This is a genomic window from Sphingopyxis sp. Q841 (assembly GCF_052384365.1).
GTDB lineage: Bacteria > Pseudomonadota > Alphaproteobacteria > Sphingomonadales > Sphingomonadaceae > Sphingopyxis > Sphingopyxis terrae_A.
The window spans coordinates 32,038-56,471 of record NZ_JBQSUM010000005.1; the positions used below are offsets into that span (position 1 = coordinate 32,038).

A 24,434-nucleotide genomic window follows, 5' to 3' on the forward strand; every position below is an offset into this window, starting at 1 on the left:
TAGGAAGGGCGGCGAACCGGCCGCCATGCGTCTCTGCACGGCGGCCGCAGGGGTCAGAAGGTCTTGCGGACGTTCACATACCAATAGCGGGGGATCGGCGAATGCAGCGAGCCCATATAGCCATAGGCGCTCGAATCGAGCGGCGGCTTCGCGTTGGTGATGTTGCGCACCCCGAGGCGAAGCTGCGTGCCGTCGGTAAAGCCGCCCTTGAAGTCGTACTGCACATAAAGGCTCGCCGTTGTGTAGGCCTTGATCAGCAGATTCTCGCCGTTGATCGAAATGTCATCGTCAATGACGCTTCCGGTATAGTTGACGAAACCGCCCGCCGTGACCTGCCCGAGCTTCCAGGTCAGCGATGCCGAACCGCGCCAACGCGGGAAACCGTCGTTGCGGACGAGATTCGACGATTCGGGAATGACCGTGTCGATATTGATTTGCCCGGCGGCGCGCGCATCGAGCAAGGCCTGGATATCCGGCGAGACGTCGCGGAAATATTTCAGCAGATAAGCGGCATTGGCAGCGAAGCTGAAGTCGCCGATGCCGGTATCGCGGAGCCCGATGTTGAGGCCGAAATCGATACCGCGCACCGTCTGCGGCTCGAGATTGCGATACTGATCGTCGACATATTGGACGCGGCCCACCGGATCGATGCCCGTGCCCGCAAAAAGCGCAATATCGTCCGCCGTCGGGGCCAGGCGCACAACGGTGGGGTCGCTCGATCCCTGGAGCCTGGCGAGATAGTCGCTGATCAGCGCATTTCCTTCGCCATATATGCCGACGATGCCCTTCTGCTTCACCTGCCAGAAGTCCATGGTGAAGGTCGTCCGCAGGCGACCGGTGTTGAACGCGGGCGGTTCGAGCACCGTGCCGATCGTCCAGGTTGTCGAGGTCTCGGGCTTGAGATCGGGGTTGCCGGCGCGGCGGCCCGTCGTCACATAGCTTTGCGCGCAAGCGTCGAACGTCGCGATCCGGCCTGCGCGCAGATCGGCTTCGCAGCGCACCCAGTCGGTGCGCGTATTGCCGCGCGTGATGATCGTGGCATTGGTCTGTTCAAGGTTCGGCGCTCGGAAGCCTTGGGCCCACGAGCCGCGAACGCGCCAGCCGTCGAACAGATCCCATGCCGCCGCCACCTTGGGTTTCGCAATGCTGCCGAAATCGGAATAATGTTCGTAGCGGCCGGCGAGCTGCAGCTCGAAGCTGCGCACGAGCGGGATGTTCATTTCCGGCGAGATCAGCGGAACCGCAAGCTCGGTATAGGCGGCAAAGACGGTTCGGGACCCGCTGGTGTCGGGGGTCGGGCTGACCCCGAACAGATCGCTGGGCTGCTCGGTGCCGGTAACGCTGTCGGTCCAGGTGATCGTACCGTCGACGCGCGCGTCGCGGTCATCGAGATAGGAATCGCGCCGCAGTTCGGCGCCGATTGCGAGCCCGACGTCGCCGGCCGGAAGCGCCAGCAGATCGGGCTTCGAGGCGCGGAAGTCCCACTGGGCGAGTTTCGACTTGCCGCGCCGAACCGACTTGATGAGAAAATCCTCGCCGGCGGCCACATTGCCCGCCGTGATCGGCGGACCCATGGGGTCGGCCGGATCGCCGCCCGCGAAAGGGTTGTAGGCCGCGGCCGTCGAAAGCGCGAGATTCTGCTGAAGAAGCGTTGCGCTGATACCGTCCTGGACATCGCGAACCGTCGCTTCGGAGTAGAGGAGGGCGCTTTCCCAGTCGAAGCCGAGCGCCTGCCCGCGAAGCCCGCCGAGCACGCGGAACTGACGATTGGTGACGTCGACGACGGTCGGGCCGAAGTCGGTGAAGCGATAGCTGGTGATGGTCACCGGCAGCCCGGCCGCCGGCGCGTCGATCCCCGGCAGACGGTTCGGATTGGTCGAGCCATCGGCGAAGGTCACCGGACCGAAGGGATTCCAGTAATTGGAGGCCGGGACCGTCATCTGGATCGACCCGATCGAGAAGACGCTGTCCTGAAGGCTCCGCGTCTTGGCGTAATAATAGCCTGCCTCGCCGAAGATCGTCAGCGTATCGGAAAGATCATAATGGCCGTTCGCAAAGACATTGATGCGATCGAGCTTGGGCATGATCGACTGATCGAAATATTTCTGCGAATCCCACCGGGTGTTGCGATCGGCACCGGTGGTCGCGCGCGTCGCGTCGTCGATGCAGATGCCATTGCCCAGATCGACCGAGCAGCCGCCGTTTGCGGTCGGCTGAATCGAAAAGACGCCGCCGGCGGTCGTGATATTTGTCGCGCCCTGGCGAACGCGGACGCCGGTCGTGAAGTTGCCCCAATGCGAAAGTGTGCTGGTGTCGTCGAGACTGTTCGACCCCTCGAAAGGCGTGCCGAGAAACGCATCGAAGAAGCGGTGGTCGGCGGTCGCCGTATAATCCTGGTCGCGCGACGAGAGCGCCGAGCGGTGCGTGTAGTTAAAGAGGAGCGAGATATTACCCCGGTTCTCGGCAAAGTCGGTCCCCCAATAGCCCGACCCGGTAAATTCGCGCAGCCCCGTGCCTTCGGCGCCGCCATATTGGAGCGAGAGCCCGCCGCCGTTGATATTGTCGCGCAGGATCGTGTTCACGACACCGGCCACGGCGTCGGTTCCGTATAGCGCCGCCGCACCATCGCGAAGCACCTCGAGGCGCTTCACCCCGAATACGGGGATCGAATTGGTATTATAGGTTATGACCGGCGCGAGCGAGGTGCTCGCCTGGCTGCTCGGATGCTGCACCAGCCGGCGGCCATTGAGCAGGACGAGCGTATTGCCGACGCCAAGTCCGCGCAGATCGATCGAGCCGACATCGCCGCGGGCGAAGTTGCTGCTCGTCTGGCCATTGCTGCTGTTGAAGGACTGGTCGCTCATCTGCGGAATCGACCGGATCAGATCGTCCCCCGACACGGCCGCGGTCGCCGCGATTTCGTCCTCGCCGACAACGGTCACCGGCAGCGCTTCGGTAATTTTGGTCCCGGCGATCCGGCTGCCTGTCACGACGATTTCCTCGCCGCGCGGCGCGCTCTGGGGCTCGGTCGCCATCGCGGTGTCGTTGGCCTGCTGCTGCGCAGCCGCACTGGTCGCCGTCGCCAACATAATGAGCGATGCCGCGGCCATCAGCCTCCGGCGGCCGGTCAGTTCGATATATGTCATGCCAGATCCCCTTATTTTTGCGCTGCGCCGTCCTTGCGCGAATTGGGATGGAATGTGCCCCCCATCTCAATTCGCTTTGACGCAGCCCGTTTCGGATTCCCCACCGCGTCGCGGCAGAAAATTTCAATCGGGTCGTATTGAAGGAAAGTTTATGCGGAAATTGCGAGCGGCAGCATCGTGCCTATTGCCTGGTCTTCAAGCGACAATTTCGATGGATGCGTCGACCTCTACCGCGAAATTGAACGGCAGGCGGTAAACCCCGATCGCCGAACGCGCGTGCTTGCCGGCGTCGCCGAAGACATCTACGATCAGGTCGGAGCAGCCGTTCATTACCGCCGGGATCTCGAAGAATTCCGGCCCCGCCTGGACGTAGCCCCCGAGGCGCAGAACGCGGATGCGGTCGAGATCGCCATCGGCCGCCGCCTTAAACTGCGCGATAAGGTTGATCGCGCAGAGGCGCGCGGCGGTGATTCCGTCGGCAAGGCTGCAGTCGGCGCCGACGCTTCCCTTGATCCCGCCGCCGCTCGCACGCGAGGATAGCTGACCGGAGATCTGGACGACGTTCCCCGAACGCTTCGCCGATAGATAGTTGGCTACCGGCGGGCAGAGTTGCGGCAACTCGATCCCGAGGCTGGCGAGGCGGCTTTCGATACGCGGCATAATTACTCCTTGGTTGCAAGCGTTGGCGTCTGATTGGCGGGCCCGGATTGCCCTGCGGCGGCTTCGCGCGCCATGCGGCGTCCTTCCCAGCGGTCGATGACCGCCGCGGCAACCGAATTGCCGACCACATTCGTTGCCGAGCGGCCCATATCGAGCAGATGATCCACCGCCAGAATGAGGAGCAGCCCCGCCTCGGGGAGCTTGAAATAGGCGAGCGTCGCCGAAATCACGACGAGCGAGGCGCGCGGGACGCCGGCCATCCCCTTTGAGGTCACCATCAGCAGGAGCAGCATCGTGATCTGCTGGCCCATGCTCATCTCGATGCCATAGGCCTGAGCGATGAAGAGAACGGCAAAGGTGCAATACATCATCGAGCCGTCGAGATTGAAGCTGTAGCCGAGGGGAAGGACGAAGGACACGATCCGGCGATTGACGCCCTGCTTCTCGAGTACCTCCATTGTCCTGGGATAGGCGGCTTCCGAGCTGGCGGTGGAAAAGGCGAGAAGGACGGGGGTGCGGATGGCCCGGAAGAGTCCGAAGGCTCTCGCGCCGATGATGGCGAGGGCGGCGACGAACAGCACCAGCCAGAGCACGCCGAGCGAGAGGTAGAAGCCCGATACGAACCCGGCATAGGTCACGAGCACGCCGGGACCCTGCGTCGCGACGGTCGACGCGAGCGCCGCGAAGATCGCCAGCGGCGCGGTCTTCATGACATAGCCGGTCACCTTGAGCATGATCGCGGCGACCTGCTCGACCAGCGCGAGCACCGCGGGCGCCTTGTCGTCGATCGCGGCGACCGCCGAACCGACGAGCACCGAGAAGACGACGATCTGCAAAATCTCATTCTGTGCCATCGCCTGGACGATCGACTGCGGGATGAGGTGGGTCACGAACTGCCTGAGCGAGAAATCGGCGGTCGCGACAACGCCGCCGGCGCTCGTCGTCGGCAGATCGAGCGCGAGGCCGGCCCCGGGCTGGAGGAGATGCACCATGGCGAGCCCGATCGAGAGCGACACCACCGAGGCTCCAATAAACCAGCCCATCGTCTTGGCGCCGACGCGGCCGATCGCGGCCGCATCCTCCATATGCGCGATCCCCGCGACGAGCGTCGCGAACACGAGCGGTGCGATGATCATCTTGATGAGGCGAAGGAAAAGATCGGTGAGGATCGAGAGATTGTCGGCGACCTCGGCCGCCCTCGCGGCCGGGAAATGTGCATTGACGAACCAGCCGGCCGCAATGCCGGCGATCATTGCGGAAATGAGGAGGAAGGCGAAAGCTCTGTTCATATTTGTCCCGTCGGCTTCGTCCCGGTGGGCGGGGGCGTACAGGATGCTGAGACGCAGCCGGCGTGTCCCGCCCCAGCAGTCATGCGGTCGACAAGCGCATTTTGTCGCGACATGGCGCGGATGGCCTGCAAAGATAGTGGGGTAATCCGCCGCGGCTGCGTCACAGCAGGGCAAGATGATGATCAACGACAAGGAGGTACGCGTGGCCACAGTTGGGAAGACGCTGATTGCGGGAACGGCGATCGCCGTCTGTGTCGGCTTTGCCGGTCAGGCGGCGCGCGCAACCCCGGGTGGCGACCTGGTCGCGATCACCGGTGCGACGATTTTCGACGCCACCGGAAAGGATCCCTATCGCGGCACGGTGATCGTCCGCGACGGCCGGATCGATGCGGTGGGCGCCGACGTCCGGGTTCCGGCGGGCGCCAGGGTCGTGCGCGCCGACGGCAAGGCCCTGCTTCCCGGATTCATCGACGTCCACACCCATTGGTCGCCATCGGGTTCGCCGGGCACCTTGCCGCAAATCGCCAATGCCTATCTCGCGAGCGGTGTCACGACGGTGAATGACTTCCATCAGCAGCCCGAAGCCTTTGCGCCGCGCCGGGCGTGGCTGGCTGACATCTACGCGCCGCACGTCAATTTTGTCGCGCGCATGAGCACACCGGGCGGCCATGGCGCCGACTGGGGCGACACCAACACCACCAAATGGGTCGCCACCCCCGAAAGCGCACGCCGCGAAGTGCGGGCGCTGCAGTCCTATCGCCCCGATTATATCAAGGCATTCGCCGACGGCTGGCGCTACGGTCAGCTGCCCGAGGAAAGCTCGATGAACGTCGAGACGCTCGCGGCGCTCGCCGATGAAGCGCACAAGCACGGGCAGCGCGTCCTGACTCACACGGTCACCGTCGAACGCGGCAAGATCGCCGCCGACGCCGGGGTGGATGTGATCGCGCACAGTATTCAGGATGGTCTTCTCGATGCCGACGCGATCGCGCGCATCAAGAAAGCAGGCACCTTCTATGCGCCCACCCTCGCCATCTACCAGCTCAAGCCCGACGAAATGGGTCCCGGGCGCAAGGATGACGCAGCGACGCGCCTGCGCATCCGCAAATATGGCTTCGCCGAGGAAAATGTCCGCAATCTCTTCGCCGCGGGCGTGCCGATCGTGGTCGGAACCGACGCCGGTATCGGCAGCGCGAAACACGGTACCTCGACGCTGCAGGAAATGGAACTGCTCGTGCGCGCGGGGCTGACGCCGAAGGCTGCCCTGCTCGCGGGCACGTCGAACAGCGCTCTCGCGCTCGGCCTTTCAGGCGACCGCGGCACGATCGAGAAGGGCAAGCGCGCCGATCTCATATTGATCGATGGCAAGCCATGGGACACGATTGCGGACGTCGAGAAGATCGACAGCGTCTTCGTCGATGGCACGCTGGTCCATGGCGCGGGCGCCAAGCCGCCGGCGGGCAATTCGGCGACCGCGCTCCCCGCGCTGCCCGCCGCCGCACTGATCGACGACTTCGAGCGCGCCGACGGGCGCAGCGCGCTCGACACGCTGCGGCTTACCGACATGGATGGCGGCGTCGAGCGATCGTCGGTCGTTCTCAACCGCGTCACCCATGCCGCCGGCAACGGCGCGGCGCTCGCCTTCGCCGTGCGTATGTCGCTCAAGGACAAGCCCGAAGGCGGCGTCCTCATTCCGCTCAGCCGCGGTTCGGTCCGGCCCGTCGATGCGCGCAAATTTGCAGGGGTTCGGCTCGAGATGCGCGGCGCGGGTGCCTATAGCCTGGTCGTCAACACGCTCGCCGGGGAATTTACCGCCCCGATCGAGGCAAGAGAAGGCTGGTCGGAGGTGCGCGTGCCGTTTGCGGCGCTTGTACCGACCCGGCCCGGCCGCGGCAGCGCGCCGTCGTGGCGCGGCGACGATCTCATCCAGGTCGGCGTCATCGTCGAGCGCGAAGCCGGTAGCAGCGCGTGGGGCGAGATCGACAATCTGGGCTTTTACTGAACCGCTGTCACTGTTTCGGACTCGAAGGCCGCTCCCGCCCGCGGCGTGCCGCCAAATAGCTGTGCGTCGCGGATGTCCCGCACCGGCAGGCGGTTCGCCGCAGACCGGTGCGGGTCTTTTCCTCTCAGAGTGTCTGCAGCAGCCGCTCCACGAGCCGGCGCCGGGGCTCGATCGATGATATGAGGCAATATTCGTCCAGCGTGTGCGCGCCATCGCCATCGACCCCGAGACCGTCGAGCGTGGGGATGCCGAGCGCGGCGGTGAAATTGCCGTCCGAGCCGCCCCCCACCATCGGCACTTCGGTGAGGTCGAAGCCGAGCGCTGCCGCCTCGGCGCGCGCCGCCGCGAATAATTGCGCCACCCCGTCGCTGCGTTCGTAAGCGGGACGGTTGATCCCGCCGCCGACCTTGAGGGCGACATCGGCGCCGATGGGGGCGAGGCCAAGGATTTCACGCTCGATCCGTTCGCCCTCGGCGGCATTGGTGATGCGCACATCGACCGCGAAGCGGCACTGGTGCGGCACGACGTTGATCGCGGTGCCGCCGGCGACCTTGCTGACCGTCGCGGTGGTCCCGCGGTCATAGTCGGTCATTGCCTCAAGCTTGAGAATTTGACGCGCGGCCTCGCGGATGGCGCTGCGCCCGTCCTGGTGGCGCGATCCCGCATGCGCGGGGCGTCCCTCGACCTCGATATCGAACCAGCCGACCCCCTTGCGCGCTGTGACCGCCGCACCCCCAGGCCGAGCGGGTTCCATCACCAGGACATGGCTGGAGCCGCGACCGAGATCCTCGACGAGCGTGCGCGTCGTGGGGCTGCCGATCTCCTCGTCAGGCGAGAGCAGCAAGCGGATCGGCCGACCGAGTGCGGCTCCTAGCTGCGCAGCGTCGCGGAAAGCCATCAACGCCAGATAGATTCCGCCCTTCATATCGTAGGCGCCGGGGCCGTACAGCCGGTCGCCGTCGCGGCGCACGGGGAGGGCGCCTGCAAGCGTGCCGACCGGGTGGACGGTGTCGACGTGGGTCACGACGAGAATTGCAGGCCGGCCATTGTCCGCCCCCGCGTGCAAAATGGCGCAGTCGCCAAGGCCGTCGCGCCCGGCGATGCGGTCAACGCGGATCGGCTCATCCGCGATCTCGCCGAGGATCATGTCCTGCATCGCGTTCACCGCCGCGGCGTCGTGGGTGGGGCTCTCGAGCGCCAGCCATTTGCTGAGCGTGGCGACCGCCTGTTCGTCTGATGTCATGATGGGCCTTCTTCTGTCTGCACCGATGCCCGGCCGAAGGGCTTGACGCGCCATAGAGCTTGATGCCATTTCATTCAACATGGCAAATGAGGTTCATATATATGAACGATAATGTTCGCTCGGCGGCGCGTGTCCTGGACCTGCTCGAACTGCTCGCCGGAGCGGGCGATGGACTGACGCTCGCCGAGGCGAGCGAGCGGCTCAAGGCGCCCAAGAGCAGCACGCTCATGCTGCTGCGCACGCTGGCCGGTCGCGGTTATGCGGTGCGCGGCGGCGACGATCGCTATCGTCTCAACGAGAGCTTTCGCCAGGACGGTTTCGGTTGGGGCGGGCAGGCAGCCCGGCTGGCTGCGGTTTCGGGTCCGGTGCTTCGCGAGCTCGCCGATGCGCTCGGCGAGACGGCGATACTCGGCACCCTCACCGACAAGGGCATGGTGCGATTGCTCGCCAAGGCCGTGACGCACGAGAATATCCGTTACGATATTGATCTGGGGCAAGATCTGCCTGCCTATTGTACGGCGATCGGCCGGGTGTTGCTGGCCCAGATGCCGTCCGAAGCGCGGCGCCATATTCTCGATCGGATCGAACCGCAGCCGGTTACGCCGCACAGCCTGACCGACCGCGCCGCCATCGAAGCGCGCATCGAAGACGCGGCGCGCGACGGGATTTCGGTGGTCGCCGAGGAATATGCGCTCGGCGGTACCGGCGCGGCGGTGCCGATCCGGCTCGCCGACGGCCGTGTCGTCGGCGCGGTCAATGCGGGCTGCATCTCGCCGCGTTACGCCGGCAAGGAGGCAGAAATCGCGACTGCGCTCCGCGCCGCGGCGCGTACGATCGCGGCGCGCCTCGACAACCGCGGCGCGGCATGAGCGGGCCCGTTCTCATCTGGGGGACGGGTGCTGTCGGCGGGGCCGTCGGTGCCGCGCTCGTCGATGCCGGACATAGCGTCGACTTCGTCGATATGGACAATGCGCACGTCGCCGCGCTTCGCGACCCGGCCCGCGGTCTCGTCGTCGAAGGCCCGGTGCGGTCGCGTGCCGGTCCGGTGCGGGCCTGGCATCCCGACGAGCTCGATGGGCGGTGGGACAAGGTCATGCTCTGCGTCAAGGCGCACCACACCGCTGCCGCCGCTGCGATGATCGCGCCGCATCTCGCCGATGGCGGTAGCATCCTCACCCTGCAAAACGGCCTCGCGGCACGCCTTGCGGCATCGATACTGGGGCGCGAACATGTTGTTGTCGGCTTCGTCAACTTCGGGGCGGACCGCATCGGCGATGGCCGGATCCTCCTCGGCAATCGCGGTGCGGTTGCGCTGGGGGAATGGGATGGCGGAACGACCGCGCGGCTTGGCGAATTTTGGCGACTGCTCGGCGACTTCGAATCCGAAGCGGTGGCGACACCCGACATCTGGGCGTTCATCTGGGGCAAGCTTGCCTATGCCGCGCTCCTGTTCGCCGAGGCCACCGCGACGTCGGGCATAGCGCCGACGCTCGATCGACCCGAGTTGCTGCCGCTCTTTCGCGCACTCGTGGGAGAAGTGGTTGCTGCGGCGCGCGCCGAAGGGGTGGAGCCGGCGGGTTTCAACGGCTTCGCGCCGAACGCCTTCGGTCCGCATGCACGCGCGCTTGAAAGCGCAGCAAGCATACGCGCGATTGCCGATTTCTATCGTGGCGGCGCCAAGCCGCATTCGGGCGTGTGGCGCGACCTTGCCGTGCATCGCCGCAAGACCGAGGTCGATGCGCAACTCGGCATGGTCGTCGATATCGCCGTCGCGCATGGCATCGCCGTTCCCGCGCTGACCGGGCTGATCGCGCTGATCCACAGGATCGAGGCCGGCGCGGCCGTGCAGGATGACGCGCATCTATCGGAGCTGGCCCTTGCCTTTTCTGCTGCCTGATCTCGCCGGACGATCGATTGCCATTAGCGGCGTCGGCTCGGCCTTCGGCCTCGCGATCGCCCGTGCTTTCGGCGAGCAGGGGGTGCGTGTCTTCGGTTGCGATGTCGAGGCATCGGGCCTGGCGGCGGCGGCAGCCGCCGGCATCGCCTGCGCGCGGGTCGATCTTCGCGACCGCGATGCAGCGCGCGACTGGATCGACGCGATTGCCGCGAAGGCCGGCGGCCTCGATATTCTCGTCAACAATGCAGGCGGCGTCGCCGGTCAGCAGCACCAACCTTTCGCAAGTCTGGGCGACGCCGACTGGGATATCCTCATCGACATCAATCTGCATGCGGCGATGGCACTCTCACGCGCCGCGACGCGGCACATGGCGGCTGCGGGCTCTGGTGCGATCGTGAATATCTGTTCGGGCGCCGCGCTTCGCGCCTCGCTCACCGGCATCCAGGCTTATTGTGCCGCCAAGCACGGCCTGCTCGGTTTGACCCGTCAGCTCGCGCACGAGCTCGGACCGCAGGGGATTCGCGTCAATGCCATCGCCCCGGGGCTTGTGCTCACCGGCGATGCCACGCAGCGGCAGTGGGACGCTTATGGCCCCGAGCATCAGGACGCGATTCTGGCCGGGGTGGCGATGCGCCGCCTCGGCAGCGCCGAAGACATTGCGCGCGCGACGCTGTTCCTGGCGTCGGAGTGGGCGGGGTTCGTCACCGGTCAGATCTTGAGCGTCGATGGCGGCATCAGATGAAGGAAATCGCAGTATGACCGGTAGCGCGACGCGCGAACCCTGGCAGTGGGAGGAAGCCGAATGGCGCCGCCGTGTCGGCCGCGTCCGGGCGGGGCGACGGCTTGCGCCCGCGGAATGGCCGGACGGTAAGGGCTTTGCTGTCGCCATCTCGTTCGACAGCGATCACGAGACCAACGAACTGCGCGATGGTGGCCACTCGATCTCGCGGCTGAGCTGGGGTGAATATGGGGCCCGCGTCGGCGTTCCGCGGATCCTCGATCTGCTCGCGCGCCGCTCGGTAACTGCCAGCTTTTTCGTGCCGGCGGTGGCCGCACTTCTGCATCCCGAGGAGCAGCGCCGCGTCGTCGCCGAGGGGCATGAGATCGGTCTCCACGGCTGGATCCACGAGCGCAACTCGGCGCTCCCCGCGGCGGCCGAACGCGAACTCATGCTGCGGTCGGCCGACGCCATCGAGGCGGTCTGCGGCGTGCGCGCGGCCGGTATCCGGACGCCGTCTTGGGATTTTGGACCGGGCACGCTCGCGACCATTCGCGACATGGGGCTCGCCTATGACAGCTCGCTCATGGCTGACGAAGATTGCTATGAGCTCCTGCTCGACGGCGAGCCGAGCGGCGTTGCCGAATTGCCGGTCGAATGGATCCGCGACGATGCGCCCTATTTTCTGATGGACCGGTTCGGATCGGCGCGGCCGCATCTCGCGCCCCGCGACGTCTTCGACATCTTTCGCCGCGAGCTCGATGCCGCCTGCGAGGCCGGCGGCCTTTTCCAGCTCACGCTGCACCCGCACATCATCGCGGCGCGCTCGCGCATCTGGATCCTCGACGAAATCCTCGCGCATGCCGCGGCGCGCGGTGCGTGGTTCGCGACTCACCGCGATGTCGTCGCCCATGCCCGCGCCAGCGCCAGGCACGTCGAAGAAGGCGAAGAAAAAGCATGAAGCCGAAATTGCCTGGTGGGGTGACCCCGCAAGGCTGCGTCTTAACCAGGGAGGGCGGGTCTTTGAGGCCGAAACGAGCGCCCGTCCTCACTTCAAAGGAGCCGCTGTCCGGCATGAACGCGAAACCATCCTTCCCCATGTCCCTTGCGAGGATCTGCTTGAGCGCCACGGCCGTAGCGGCTCTGATTGGGCTTTCGAGCCCGTCCTTTGCGCAATCGCCCGCCAGCGGTTCGCCGCCGAAGCTCAACGATCGCCGACCGTTCCTCGCGCCCGGCGCGCGGACGAGCGAGGATCCCGTCCGCATTCCGATGCGGCCGGTCGCCGAAGACGGTCCCGAACTCGTCATTCGTGGCGGCCGCCTCTTCGACGCGGTCAGCGGCGACACGCGCCTCGCGACGGTCGTCGTGCAGGGCAATCGCATCAAAGCTGTCCTGCCGCCCGATGCAACCGGCTGGGCGCCCGATGCCCATATCATCGACGCCGCCGGCAAGACGGTGATGCCGGGGCTCATCGATATGCATACGCACGTCACCTATCCCGACCGCAGCTCGCCGTTCGACGAGCAGGGTAGCGAAGGGGCGGGGACGCTGCGCGGTCAGCGCAACCTGCGCTATTTCCTCGAATCGGGTTTCACTTCTGTGCGCGACCTCAACGGGGTCAGCAATGCTCCCTTCCTGCTCAGCCAGTGGAGCGCCGCCGGGATGATCCCGGCACCGCGCGTATTCGCCGCAGGATGGATCATCACGGGAACGGGAGGGCACGCAACCGAAAGGCCGTCGATCCCGAGTCACGGCCCCGAATATGCCAAGGAAGTCGATGGGCCCGATGCCTGGCGCGGCATGGTCCGCAAGGCGTTCAAGGGCGGCGCGAGCGTCATCAAGATTGCGAGCCATTTCGCGCCCGACGAAGTGCGCGCTGCAATCGAAGAAGCGCATCTGCTTGGTCTCAAGGTCACCTGTGATTGCGAGACGATCTACACCGAGATGGCGGTCGACGCGGGCATAGACATGATAGAACATCCGCTGCCGCGCTCGGATGCCGCGATCGCGACGATGGCCAAGAAGAAGATTGCCGCCGTACCCACGCTTCAGGTCTATCAGAATCTGCTCGACCGGGCGGGCGGCTTCTACGGTTCGACTTCGCGCCGCTTCACGATGACGAGCCAGGGCAATTTCGACGAATTCAAGAAGATGAAGGCAGCGGGTATTGTCATGGGCGTCGGAACCGACACGATCGGCGATGCGAGCCTGATGGTCCCCAACAGTTACATCGCCGAACTCAAATGGTTCGTACGCGGCGGATATTCGCGCATCGATGCGCTGAAGGCGGCGACGATCGTCAATGCGCGCCTGCTCGACATGGGCGACGAGCTTGGCAGTATCGAGGCGGGCAAACTCGCCGACATCATCGTGGTCGACGGCCGTCCCGACGAAAATCTCGACGATCTCGCAAAGGTCGAAGAGGTCATCAAGGACGGTCAGTGGCTGATCCGAGACGGTGAACTCGTCACCCCCCGCCATGTCTCGACGCCGCTCGTCAAGCCCTCGCCCCCGGCGGATGTGAAGTGATGCGCCGCGCGTCGCTTGCGGCGGCTTGAGGGCGAGAAGGATGGTCGCCATCGGAACCGCAGCCGCCCATGCGGAGCCAACGCGCCGCGAAACCGCGCGTGCGCTCGGTTCGGCGATGATCGGCAACTGGTTCGAGCTATTCGATTTCATCATTTACGGCTATTTCGCGGCGCAGATCGGCCATGCGATGTTCCCCGCGGCGGACTCGGTGACGATCATCCTGTCGAGCTTCGCGACCTATGGCGTCGGCTTCGTCATGCGCCCGGTCGGCGGTGTCGTGCTCGGTCATTTCGGCGATCTCCATGGCCGCAAGACCGCACTCGTCTTCACCATGCTGCTGATGGCCGGCGCGACCGGCGCGACCGGTCTCATTCCCTCCTATGCGACGATCGGGATCGCCGCGCCGATCCTCCTCGTGCTGTGCCGGCTGCTGCAGGGCTTTGCTGCCGGGGGCGAGTGGGGCGGAGCGACAACCTTCCTTGTCGAATATGCACCGCCGCAGCGGCGCGGTTTCTACGGAGCGCTCCAGCAACTGAGCACGAGCGTCGCGATCCTCTCGGCCCTCGGCACCTCGCTGCTCCTCAACGCGCTCCTCACCGCGCAACAGATGATCGACTGGGGGTGGCGCATCCCCTTCTTGCTCGGCTTTCTCGTCGCACCGGTGGGTTTCTATTTGCGCCGGAGCGTTCGCGAGACGCCGCGCTATCGCGCCGTGAGCGGTGACCGGTCGGCAAGTCCAATCCGCGAAGTGGTGCGGCACCACCGCGGCGCTGTCGCCAACGTCTTCGGCGTTGCGGTCATCTGGTGCGTGGCGGGCTACACGTTTGGCGCCTTCCTGATCAGCTATGCGACAGAGCTTCTTCACATCGAGCGCGGCACGGTGCTGCTTGCCATAACCGTGGGAACGCTCGTCAATCTCACGGTGATCCCACTCGCCGGCCATTTCTCGGATCGCTTCGGCCGCAAGCCTTTTCTGGTTGCCAGCGCCGCAGGCTTCCTGCTGCTGGTTTTCCCGCTCTTCCACATGATGGCGAGCGAGCAGGCGCCCTGGACCATTTATCTGACGGCGATCACGGCCGGCATTCTGAGCGGCCTCTATAGCGGCTGCGCTCCCACCTTCCTCTGCGAGCTGCTGCCGACGCGCGTACGATATTCGGCGCTGTCGGTCGGCTATAATGGCGCGGTGATGCTGTTTGGCGGTTTCGCGCCCTTTATCGCGACGCTCCTGATCCAGCAGACGGGCGCGCTCGCGGCCCCCGCATTCTACGTCATGGCGGCGGCTGCACTGACACTCGTCTTTCTGCTTCGCCTCAAAGCGCCCGATCCGGCCACCGCGCTCGATCGCTAGCCTCACCGACCAACCAAAAGGGGTCTGACCTATGAAACGACTGGCCGCCGCTGCCACCTTCGCGTGGCTGATGACGACGAGCGCCGCGCTCGCGGGCCCGGTTCCAACGCCCCTGGAGGTGCTCGGTCACGATATGGGCGAGGATCGCTATGTTGCGAGTTACTCCGAGACGGTCACTTACTGGAAGCGGCTTGCTGCACTCAGCGATCGCATCAAGCTCGTCGACATCGGTCCAACCGTCGAAAAGCGCCGCCAGCTCATGGCGATCGTTTCCTCGCCCGAAAATCTCGCCATGCTGGACAAATATAAGGAGATTTCGGAGCGTCTTGGCCGCGCCGAGGGCCTGACCGACGAACAGGCGCGCGCGCTGGCCGCCGAAGGCAAGGCGGTCATTTGGGTCGATGGCGGTATCCATGCGAGCGAAACGCTGACGCATTCGGCCATCATCCAGCAGGTTTATGACTTGGTGAGCAGCGACGACGTCGAGGCGAAGCGCATCCGCGATAATATCATAATTCTCTTCGCAGCAGACAATCCCGATGGCCAGGAACTGGTGGCCAACTGGTATATGCGGTTCAAGGATCCCGCGAAGCGCGAGGCGGATTTCGAGAGTCTTCCCAAGCTTTATCACGCCTATGTCGGCCATGATAATAATCGCGACTTCTACATGGCCGAAATGCCCGAGACGCAGAATATCACCCGCGTCCTGTTTCGCGACTGGCGTCCGCAGATCGTCCTCAACCAGCATCAGACAGGCCCGGCGGGAACCGTCGTCTTCATTCCGCCGTTCCGCAATCCGTTCAACTTCAACTTCGATCCGCTCGTCATGACCAGCCTCGAGGAGGTGGGTGCGGCGATGCAATCGCGGCTTCTCGTCGAAGGCAAGCGCGGCGGAACGTCGCGCGAGGGCGCGCATTACGACACCTGGTACAACGGTAACCTTCGCTCGATTTCCTATTTTCACAACGCCATCGGCCTTCTGACCGAGACGATCGGCAAGCCGGTTCCGATCGACATCGAACTCGTCCCCGAACGTCAATTGCCCGGCAACAATCAGCCCGCGCCGATCGCGCCGCAAAAATGGCATATTGGTCAATCGCTCGAATATAGCATGTCGATCAATCGCGCAGTGCTGAGCTACGCAGCGGCGAACCGCGAGAAATTGCTTTTCAACATTTACCGCATGGGTGCGAACAGCATCGCGCGCGGTAGCGAAGACAGCTGGACGATGACGCCGACGCGCATCGCCGAGATGCACGCGGCCGCCGCCGCGACCGGCGCCAAGCCCGTCGCGACGCGAACGCGCGGCAGCAGTTCGATCGACCCGCGCTTTTTCAATGCCATCATGAAAAATCCCGCGAACCGCGATGCGCGTGCCTATGTCATCGACCCGGGGCAGCGCGATTATCCGACTGCGATCCGCTTCCTCAACGCGCTCATCAAGCTCGGGGTCGATGTCGACCGCGCGAGCGCCCCCTTTACCGCCAATGGAAAATCCTGGCCCGCAGGCACCTATTTTGTCAGAACCGCGCAGGCCTATCGCCCGCACATCCTCGATATGTTCGAGCCGCAGGACTATCCCGAGAATTTCGAATATCCCGGCGGGCCGCCGATTCCGCCCGCCGATGCGACCGGCTATACGCTGGCCTTCCAGATGGGTGTCGGCTTCGAGCGCGTTCTCGATCCTATCGAGGTGCCCTCCAAGCGCTTGTCCTCGCTGCTGCCCGCAAGCGCGGGGCGGATCGCGGGCGAGGGCAAGGCCGGATATCTTGTCGGGCACGGCGCTAACAACAGCTTCATTCTCTCGAACCGCCTGCTGAAGGCCGGACTTCCCGTCTCCTGGATTCCCGATCCCGTTGCGGTCGCCGGGAAGGCTGCCGAACCCGGCGCGCTCTGGGTTCCCGCCAGTCCGGCGGCGACGCGCATCGTCGAAGCCGCGGCGGCTGAACTCGGAATCGATGTCGAGCGCGCCGCGGCGGCGCCCGCTGGACCGCGGATGGCAATGAAGTCGCCGCGCATCGCGCTTGTCGACGTATATGGCGGGCTGATGCCAACCGGCTGGATGCGCTGGATTTTCGACCAGCATGAGTTTTCCTTCACCATCGTCAATCCGCAGCAACTCGACGCCGGGAAGCTGCGCAAGGATTTCGACGTGATCATTCTCCCGCACGCCGCTTTCCAGCCTCGGAGCGCTCGCGCGAGCGATGACGGCATGTTTCGCGGGCGGAGTGACAGCAAGCAGCCCAAGCCCGAGGACATACCCGCCGAATATCGCAGCTGGCTCGGGTCGGTGACGAGCACGAAGACCGTTCCTGCACTCAAGGCCTTTGTCGAGGCAGGCGGCTCGCTGATCGCCATGGGCGGTTCGGCGCAGGCGGTGGTACAGGCGATGGACCTTCCGGTCGAAGATGCCGTCGCGGAAACCGTCGACGGCAAGACGGCGCGGCCGCCGCGTACTAAGTTCTACGTGCCGGGAGCCCTCGTCGAGGCCTCGGTCGATCGCACGTCGCCTTTTGCGTACGGCATGCCCGAGACCGTCGATCTCTTCTTCGACGACAGCCCGGTTTGGAAGATCAAGCCAGGTGCCACGGCCGTCGAGGCTCCCGTTCGCTTTGGTGCCGCGCCCCGATTGAAGAGCGGCTGGGCGCATGGGCTCGAGCGGCTCGACGGCGCAGCGGCGATCGTCGAGGTCGACCGCGGCAAGGGGCGCGTTGTGCTGATCGGTCCCGAGGTCGCACTCCGCGCGCAAACCCTCGGTGCATTCAAGCTCCTGTTCAATGCCATCTATCTGAGTGGGCGCGATGGCGGACGGTGAGTCGCCAACCGAAACCCGACCGGACGGCGCCGGCAGGACCGCCCCCGCAGAGGCGCGGGGCAAGCGGCCATATGCGCTGCAGGATCTGAGCTGGCCCGAATTTCGGGCGCGACTTGCCGATAATCCGCCGATCCTGCTCCCGCTCGGCAGCCAGGAACAGCAGGGTCCGCATGCTCCGATGGGCGACTATGTGCTGGCCGAGAAGCTTGCCCTTTCGGCCGCCGAGCGCGCAGGCGCGATTTGCGCTCCAGTTCTGCCCTTTGGCCATGCCGACTTTTTTCGCGGCGCGGCGGGCGGCGTTCAGCTCCGCGCCGCGACCTTTACGATGCTGCTCGAGGACATGGTCGTCGCCTTTCTCGATCATGGCCTCAGTCACATCATCATCTGCAACGGTCATTCGACCAATGCACCGCTGATCGCGCAGGTCGCGCAAAAGCTCAGGCGCGAGCGAGGAATCATGATCGCCTCGCTCAACCTGTGGCGCATGATTCCCGACAGCCTGTGGGAGGATGTCCATGGTAGCGGCAGTGCGAGCGCCCGCGGCCACGGCGCCGATCCGGTTACATCGGTAGGCCTCCATCTTACGCCCGAGCTGATGCGCATGGAGGCGGCGGGCCCCGCAATGCGTGCAAAGGCATTTGGTCTGCCGACCACCAGCCAGTTCGCCGGGGTTGCCTTCGGGGACTTCGAGGTCGCGCTTCCACTCGACGTGACCGAGGTCGCGCCAAACGGCGTGGGATCGGGCGATCCGGCGCGTGCGTCGGCCGAGGCCGGCGCGCGCTTCTCCGAATGGATCGTCGCGGCAGTCGCCGACTTTATCGCACATTTCAGGCGCTGCGATCCCAGCCGACCGCACCTCGGGCCGCAGTCCTGATGAGCGACGCGCCGGACGATGGCGCGCTGGCGGCGGCGCGCGCGCAGCTTGCGGCGATGCCGCGGGGCACGGCAACCGTGCGGGCTTTCTTCGACCAGGCGAGCTCGACCATATCCTATGTCGTTCACGACCGCGCGACGATGCGCGGGGCGGTGATCGACAGCATCCTCGACTTCGATCCGGCTTCTGGCCGAACGTCGACCGCCTCGGCGAAGGCAATTGTTGCGTATGTTCGCGATACCGGCATTTCGGTGGACTGGCTCCTTGAAACCCATGCCCATGCCGACCATCTCTCGGCCGCGCCGTGGCTCGCCAAGATTCTGGGCGGTACCATCGCCATCGGAGAGCATATTCGCGACGTTCAGGCGGTTTTCGGCGACATCTTCAATTGCGGTCACGAATTCCGCCGCGATGGATCCGACTTCGGGCGACTCTTTGCCGATGGCGATCGTTTCGCCATCGGCGAGTTGCCGGTGACCGTTCTGCATGTTCCCGGGCACACGCCCGCGTGCGTTGCTTATGTCGTGGGCGACGTCGTGTTTGTCGGCGATACGATGTTCATGCCCGACTATGGTTCGGCGCGCGCCGATTTTCCGGGCGGCGATGCGGCGCAGCTCTTCCGTTCGCTCCGCCGTATCCTCGATCTCCCTGGCGAAACCCCGCTTTTCATGTGTCACGATTATCTGACGGCCAATCGCTCGGATCATCGCTGGCAATCGACGGTCGCCGAGCAGCGCGCGGGCAATGTCCATGCGCGTGACGGCATTCTGGAGGAAGATTTCGTCGCCCGTCGCCGAGCGCGCGATTCCGGGCTTTCGATGCCCACGCTGCTGCTGCCCGCCGTGCAGGTCAACATGCGCGCTGGTCGCTTGCCCCCACCCGAACCCAATGGCGTTGCCTATCTCAAGATACCGGTGGACCGGCTTTGAGCGGCCGCGACCGCCCGCAAATCTTGCGAACGGAGATCCAATGAATATCAAGGCCCTGACCCCTGCGCTTAGCGTGTCGCCCCAAGTCCATCCCGCAGACATGGCAGAAATTGTAGCCTCCGGTCTGCGTTCGATCATCTGCAATCGCCCCAATGGCGAGGAGACGGGGCAGCCGGCGGCGGCAGAGATCGCCGCCGCTGCGAAGGCGCACGGCCTCGATTTTGCGCATGTGCCGGTCGTATCCGGTCAGGTCGGAGCAGGAGACGCCGCCGCGATGGCGCGCGCGCTCGCCGCGCTCCCCGCGCCGGTACTGGCCTATTGCCGCTCGGGCGCCCGTTCCGCCGAGGTCGCGCAGCTGGCGGCCACGCTCGGCGAAGGGGCGATCACCCGATACGAGATTGTCGTCATCGGCGGCGGCAGCGCCGGCATCGCGGCGGCCGCGAGCATCCTGCGCCGCCGTCCCGACGTTTCGCTGGCGATCGTCGAGCCCAGCGAAACACATTATTATCAGCCCGGCTTCACAATGGTCGGCGGCGGAATTTTCAACGCCGAGGCCACGCGTCGCAGCGTCGAAGAGTTGGTGCCCGCCCAGGCGGTCTGGATCCGGGGAGCGGCCGCCTCTTTCGAACCCGGCGCGAACCAGGTCACGCTCGCCGACGGCCGGGTGCTCGCATATGGGGTGCTCGTGGTCAGCCCCGGGCTGAAGCTCGACTGGGACGCGATCCCGGGGCTGGCCGCGGCGTTGGGCGCCAACGGCGTAACCTCCAATTACCGCTACGATCTGGCGCCCTACACGGACCGGCTGGTGCGCCGCTTCAGGGGCGGCCGGGCCCTTTTCACACAGCCCGGGATGCCAATCAAATGCGCCGGCGCGCCGCAAAAGGCGATGTATCTCGCGTGCCACCGCTGGGAAAGTGAGGGGGTTCTGGGCGGGGCCGAGGTGCAATTTCATACCGCGACCCCGACGCTGTTCGGCGTCGCCGATTATGTGCCCGCCCTCGAGTCCTATATCGCGCGTTACGGAATCGATCTGCATCTGGAATCGCGCCTGGTCTCGATCGACGGCACCACGAAGACCGCGCTTTTCGAGCAACGGCGCGGGGATATCGTCTGCCGCGTCGAGGAACGCTTCGACATGATCCATGTCGTTCCCCCGCAGGTGGCCCCCGATTTCATCGCTTCAAGTCCGCTCGCCGCGCCTTCGGGTTTTGTCGCGGTTGACGAAATGACGCTTCGCCATGAAGACTATGCCAATATATTCGCGCTGGGCGATGTCGCTGCGACGACCAATGCGAAAACGGCTGCAGCGGCCCGCAAGCAGGCACCGGTGGTGGCGCTCAATGCGCTCGCGGCGCTGGATGGTGCCGCCCCGGTCGCCGCCTATACCGGCTATGGCAGCTGTCCGCTGACCGTCGAGGCCGGGCGGATCGTGCTCGCCGAATTCGGCTATGGCGGCAAGCTCATGCCGACCTTTCCCAAATGGCTGATCGACGGCACCCGACCCTCGCGCCTTTCCTGGCTGCTGAAGGAGAGGCTTTTGCCGCCCCTTTACTGGCACGCCATGCTTCAGGGACGCGAATGGCTGGCCGCGCCCGCAGCGATCGATCCACAGCGGTGAGCCTCGAGACCGCCCAATATATTAGCGGTGCATGTTCCGGGGGGCTTGTCGGCTTCACGCTTGGCCTGGTCGGCGGGGGAGGTTCGATCCTCGCGGTGCCGCTGATGATATATCTGGTCGGCGTGCCCAATCCGCACGTCGCGATCGGGACGAGCGCGCTCGCCGTCGCCGCCAATGCGGCATCGGGGCTTGCGCAGCATGCGCGCGCGGGCACCGTCAAATGGCGCTGCGGCTTCCTCTACGCGAGCAGCGGTGTCATCGGCGCCCTCGCCGGAGCGACGCTGGGCAAGACAGTCGACGGACAGAAATTGCTGCTTCTCTTCGCGCTGCTGATGATCGTCGTAGGCATATTGATGCTGCGCGGGCGGAACAGTCGCGGCGTGGAGGGCGAGGCGTGCAATCGCCACAATGCCCCGCAGGTGCTCGGCTATGGCTTTGGGACGGGCGGTTTCTCGGGATTTTTCGGAATTGGGGGAGGGTTCCTCATCGTTCCCGGACTGATCGCATCGACCAGGATGCCGATCCTTAATGCGGTGGGGACAAGTCTGGTTGCCGTCACCGCCTTCGGGTTGACGACCGCGCTCAGCTACGCGGCGTCGGGACTGGTCGACTGGGCGCTCGCCGCCGCCTTCGTCGCTGGCGGAATATTTGGCGGTACCCTGGGGACTCGTGCGGCGCGCGGCCTTTCTTCGCGCGGCGGGCTGACGACGGTATTTGCGATCCTGATCTTCGCCGTCGCGACCTTCATGCTCTTTAGGTCGGCGAGTGCGCTTCTGGACGCGGCCGCCTGATTACTCCGGCGTGTATGCCGATGTATATGCAGTCGACCGTGGCCATCCCGCCGCCGGATGTTCGCGCTGTCTTCCAATTTTGCTCGGAATTGCAGTGGCAGTGGCAAAGTTCGGTATGGGCGTACCCTTGGCAATGCTCGTCGTAGAAGATAGGTTTTTAGTTCAGATCGAAAACGGCGAGAATCATGCGGGAGGATGGTCGGCGCTAATTGGGGGCTTTGACCAGATCCTCCACCATCGTGGACATCAGGCCGACCTGCGAATGGACACCGGCCTTTGCATAGATGCTCGCAAGCTGCGCCCGGATCGTCCCCGACGCCGCGCCGCGGAGACGGGCTATCTCGGCGGCATCGAAGCCCTATTATCGGCCGCATCAAAATTATTATATTCGCAACGTTCGCTGCCCGGAGGACGAGGTTAGCGCCGTTATCTGCGACTACGAGAGGGCGAAGACCAACGGTGTAATAAGTCTCGGGAAAGCGGATACGCCTTTGATGTGGACGCCAGCGAGGAGCAGCCTGTCCCGGATTAGCGAAGGGTTGTGGCGGATAGGCGCAGATTCAGTTGAGCAACGCGAGCAACCTTAACGACTGATTTCGGCCATTCGGAGGTTTGCCTGTTCCCCAGCTGGGCTTATTCACTAGCCTAGCTGCGTTTCGGCTTTCGAGGTTGTCCTCCCCGAACCAGCTAATTGGCCCCGTCGGCATACTGGTGGCGCCTGATGAAGCACAGCCACCCTAACGTCTTGCCAGGGGCTCAATCTGACGGCGAAAGCACCCAACAGAGTGATCGTCGACGATGCCAACCGCCTGCATCCACGCGTAGGTGATGGTCGGCCCGACAAACTTGAAGCCGCGCCGCTTCAGCTCCTTGGATATCATTTCGGACAACGCTGTGCTCGGGGCCCAGCTCCGACCGTCACCAAGGATCGGAACGCCATTCGTAAAGGACCAACAGAATTCCGAGAAATTCTCGCCGCGAGCTTGCATTTCGCAGTAGATTTGCGCGCCTCTTATCGTGGCTTCTATTTTGGCCCGGGCCCGCACGATACCCGGGTCCGCCATCAACCGAATGATGTCCGGCGCGCCGAATGCAGCGACCTTGACCGGATCGAAATTCTCAAAGGCGGCCCGAAATGCCTCACGCTTGCGCAGGATGATGATCCAGGCGAGGCCTGCCTGGAATCCCTCCAGCATCAGCATTTCCCAGAGCATCCGCGGATCACGCTGAGGGACGCCCCATTCGGCATCATGATAGTCCCGCATCAGCGGATCGCTTTGTGCCCAACTGCAGCGCTCGCAGGAGGAAGAATCAGGCATGGGGGGCCTTTCTTTCAAACGTCGTCGGCCGTCGCCGCCAGTCCGTGGCGGTCATGGGCGACACCTTTTCGATCTGCGAGAGTCCGCCAACTCCCGGCATCCGCGACCCTGCGAACGCCGGTAGGCCATCCTTATACCGTACTGATCGTGCCGCCATCGATGACAAACTCCGCGCCGTGGATCGCGGCAGCGCGGTCGGACGCGAGATAGGCGATAAGGTCCGCCACTTCCTCAGGCTCGACACCCCGTCCGATCGAAATCCCGTCCAGGGCATCGAGCACGGACTGACGCGCGTCCTCGATCGTGCCGCCATTGGCTGACCTCAGCATTTCGAGAAAATCCCCGACGGCCTCCGTCATGATCCAGCCCGGCGAGACGACATTGACACGCACGCCCTTGGGGCCGAGCTCCTTCGAGATTGATTTGCTGTAGGTCCTCAGCGCCGCCTTGGCGGCGGCATAGCCGGTTGTGGACTCGGGCAGCGGAAGGACCGACTGAATCGAGGTGACATGCACCACGGTGCCCTTGCCCCGCTCAAGCATCTGCGGGATCAGCAGCCGGTCGAGCCGGACCGTCGCCAGCAGGTTGAGGTTCAACTCGGCGAGCCAGTGATCGTCCGTCAGCGCGGCGAACCCGCCCGCCGGCGAAGCCGAGCCGCCGACGACATGGGCGAGGATGTCGATGCCGCCCAGCCGCTTGAGTGCCGTCCTGGCCAACGCTTCGCCGCCCTCCGCGGTCGTCAGGTCGGCTTGGACATATTCGACGCCGTCGATGGGATCCTTGATCGTGCGGGCGGCCGTGACGACACGGGCTCCGCCGGCAAGGAAGCGCTCGACCGTGGCACGGCCAAGCCCCTTGGTGCCGCCGCTGACAAGGACGCGCTTGCCGGCGAACTCGGCCGGATCTGCCTTGATGCTCATACCGTCGTCTCCAAAGTTTTGATGGCGTCACCTTCCATCTTAAAGCGATAGGTGAAACGAAGCGGGCTGCCGGGGAATTCGCCATGAGCGGGACCTTCGAGCACGATATCGCCGCCTTCCTCCCGATAAGTGTCGGGCTCAAAGATCGCCTTGACCGCGATCGCTTCGTCCTTGAGCAGCCTGCGAATTTCGGCTTCCCCGACGAAATCCTTGCCGTTGTCCGTGAAAACGGCGTCAGGCAGGAAGTGCTTCATCATGCCGTCAAGATCGAGGCGCGCATTTGCCTCGATAAAGTCGGCGATCGGCTTGGGTAGTTCGAATGACATGATCATCTCC

At 64.8% G+C, this 24,434-nt stretch carries 20 protein-coding genes; 13 read left to right on the top strand and 7 right to left on the bottom strand.

Going from position 1 to position 24,434, the window contains the following annotated elements:
* Positions 1-53: 53 nt before the first annotated feature.
* From ACT17R_RS16780 to ACT17R_RS16790, 3 genes are all read right to left on the bottom strand, one after another.
* Positions 54-3,146: a TonB-dependent receptor plug domain-containing protein gene (locus tag ACT17R_RS16780; RefSeq protein ID WP_444809871.1), complete on the bottom strand. Its 3,093-nt coding sequence runs from the start codon at positions 3,144-3,146 to the stop codon at positions 54-56.
* 195 nt (positions 3,147-3,341) lie between these two features.
* Complete coding sequence (locus ACT17R_RS16785; RefSeq protein WP_444809872.1) at positions 3,342-3,806, bottom strand: RidA family protein; 465 nt, start codon at positions 3,804-3,806, stop codon at positions 3,342-3,344.
* A gap of 2 nt (positions 3,807-3,808) precedes the next feature.
* Positions 3,809-5,095 carry a dicarboxylate/amino acid:cation symporter gene (locus ACT17R_RS16790; RefSeq protein WP_444809873.1) on the bottom strand — a complete coding sequence of 429 codons (1,287 nt, stop codon included), beginning with the start codon at positions 5,093-5,095 and terminating at the stop codon, positions 3,809-3,811.
* 202 nt (positions 5,096-5,297) lie between these two features.
* Here ACT17R_RS16790 and ACT17R_RS16795 point away from each other — a divergent pair, with 202 nt between their 5' ends.
* On the top strand, positions 5,298-7,097 hold the full coding sequence (locus ACT17R_RS16795) for an amidohydrolase family protein (RefSeq protein WP_444809874.1): 1,800 nt from the start codon (positions 5,298-5,300) through the stop codon (positions 7,095-7,097).
* A gap of 124 nt (positions 7,098-7,221) precedes the next feature.
* On the opposite strand, the gene ACT17R_RS16800 is transcribed toward ACT17R_RS16795, so the two are convergent.
* Positions 7,222-8,340, bottom strand: coding sequence for a M20 family metallopeptidase (locus ACT17R_RS16800; RefSeq protein WP_444809875.1), 1,119 nt, complete (start codon positions 8,338-8,340; stop codon positions 7,222-7,224).
* A gap of 101 nt (positions 8,341-8,441) precedes the next feature.
* Between ACT17R_RS16800 and ACT17R_RS16805 the strand changes: the two genes are divergently transcribed.
* The 12 genes from ACT17R_RS16805 (at position 8,442) to ACT17R_RS16860 (ending at position 22,280) form a co-directional block, all read left to right on the top strand.
* Positions 8,442-9,209: an IclR family transcriptional regulator gene (locus tag ACT17R_RS16805; RefSeq protein ID WP_444809876.1), complete on the top strand. Its 768-nt coding sequence runs from the start codon at positions 8,442-8,444 to the stop codon at positions 9,207-9,209.
* On the top strand, positions 9,206-10,237 hold the full coding sequence (locus tag ACT17R_RS16810; protein WP_444809877.1) for a ketopantoate reductase family protein: 1,032 nt from the start codon (positions 9,206-9,208) through the stop codon (positions 10,235-10,237). The genes ACT17R_RS16805 and ACT17R_RS16810 overlap by 4 nt, the downstream gene beginning before the upstream one ends.
* On the top strand, positions 10,218-10,979 hold the full coding sequence (locus ACT17R_RS16815; protein ID WP_444809878.1) for an SDR family NAD(P)-dependent oxidoreductase: 762 nt from the start codon (positions 10,218-10,220) through the stop codon (positions 10,977-10,979). The genes ACT17R_RS16810 and ACT17R_RS16815 overlap by 20 nt, the downstream gene beginning before the upstream one ends.
* Before the next feature lie 13 nt (positions 10,980-10,992).
* Positions 10,993-11,916, top strand: a complete 924-nt coding sequence (locus tag ACT17R_RS16820) for a polysaccharide deacetylase family protein (protein WP_444809879.1) — start codon at positions 10,993-10,995, stop codon at positions 11,914-11,916.
* A 158-nt stretch (positions 11,917-12,074) separates the two neighbouring features.
* Positions 12,075-13,484 carry an amidohydrolase family protein gene (locus tag ACT17R_RS16825; protein ID WP_444809880.1) on the top strand — a complete coding sequence of 470 codons (1,410 nt, stop codon included), beginning with the start codon at positions 12,075-12,077 and terminating at the stop codon, positions 13,482-13,484.
* A 40-nt stretch (positions 13,485-13,524) separates the two neighbouring features.
* Positions 13,525-14,832, top strand: a complete 1,308-nt coding sequence (locus ACT17R_RS16830) for an MFS transporter (protein ID WP_444809881.1) — start codon at positions 13,525-13,527, stop codon at positions 14,830-14,832.
* 31 nt (positions 14,833-14,863) lie between these two features.
* Positions 14,864-17,647 carry a M14 family metallopeptidase gene (locus ACT17R_RS16835; RefSeq protein WP_444809882.1) on the top strand — a complete coding sequence of 928 codons (2,784 nt, stop codon included), beginning with the start codon at positions 14,864-14,866 and terminating at the stop codon, positions 17,645-17,647.
* Positions 17,634-18,521 carry a creatininase family protein gene (locus ACT17R_RS16840; protein WP_444809883.1) on the top strand — a complete coding sequence of 296 codons (888 nt, stop codon included), beginning with the start codon at positions 17,634-17,636 and terminating at the stop codon, positions 18,519-18,521. Before ACT17R_RS16835 ends, ACT17R_RS16840 begins: the two co-directional genes overlap by 14 nt.
* On the top strand, positions 18,521-19,450 hold the full coding sequence (locus ACT17R_RS16845) for an MBL fold metallo-hydrolase (protein WP_444809884.1): 930 nt from the start codon (positions 18,521-18,523) through the stop codon (positions 19,448-19,450). Before ACT17R_RS16840 ends, ACT17R_RS16845 begins: the two co-directional genes overlap by 1 nt.
* Positions 19,451-19,490: 40 nt before the next feature.
* Positions 19,491-21,068, top strand: coding sequence for a TIGR01244 family sulfur transferase (locus ACT17R_RS16850; protein WP_444809885.1), 1,578 nt, complete (start codon positions 19,491-19,493; stop codon positions 21,066-21,068).
* On the top strand, positions 21,065-21,859 hold the full coding sequence (locus tag ACT17R_RS16855; RefSeq protein ID WP_254535809.1) for a sulfite exporter TauE/SafE family protein: 795 nt from the start codon (positions 21,065-21,067) through the stop codon (positions 21,857-21,859). The genes ACT17R_RS16850 and ACT17R_RS16855 overlap by 4 nt, the downstream gene beginning before the upstream one ends.
* 100 nt (positions 21,860-21,959) lie before the next feature.
* Complete coding sequence (locus ACT17R_RS16860) at positions 21,960-22,280, top strand: hypothetical protein (RefSeq protein WP_186401079.1); 321 nt, start codon at positions 21,960-21,962, stop codon at positions 22,278-22,280.
* 316 nt (positions 22,281-22,596) lie between these two features.
* Here the strand turns inward: ACT17R_RS16860 and ACT17R_RS16865 are convergent, their stop codons facing one another.
* The 3 genes from ACT17R_RS16865 to ACT17R_RS16875 all read right to left on the bottom strand — a co-directional run bounded on the left by ACT17R_RS16865 (position 22,597) and on the right by ACT17R_RS16875 (position 24,424).
* The gene (locus ACT17R_RS16865; protein ID WP_186401078.1) at positions 22,597-23,178 is read right to left on the bottom strand and encodes a DNA-3-methyladenine glycosylase I; all 582 of its coding nucleotides are present in this window, start codon (positions 23,176-23,178) and stop codon (positions 22,597-22,599) included.
* 131 nt (positions 23,179-23,309) lie between these two features.
* On the bottom strand, positions 23,310-24,098 hold the full coding sequence (locus ACT17R_RS16870) for an SDR family oxidoreductase (RefSeq protein WP_444809886.1): 789 nt from the start codon (positions 24,096-24,098) through the stop codon (positions 23,310-23,312).
* Positions 24,095-24,424, bottom strand: coding sequence for a nuclear transport factor 2 family protein (locus ACT17R_RS16875; RefSeq protein ID WP_186401076.1), 330 nt, complete (start codon positions 24,422-24,424; stop codon positions 24,095-24,097). The genes ACT17R_RS16870 and ACT17R_RS16875 overlap by 4 nt, the downstream gene beginning before the upstream one ends.
* Positions 24,425-24,434: the final 10 nt, after the last annotated feature.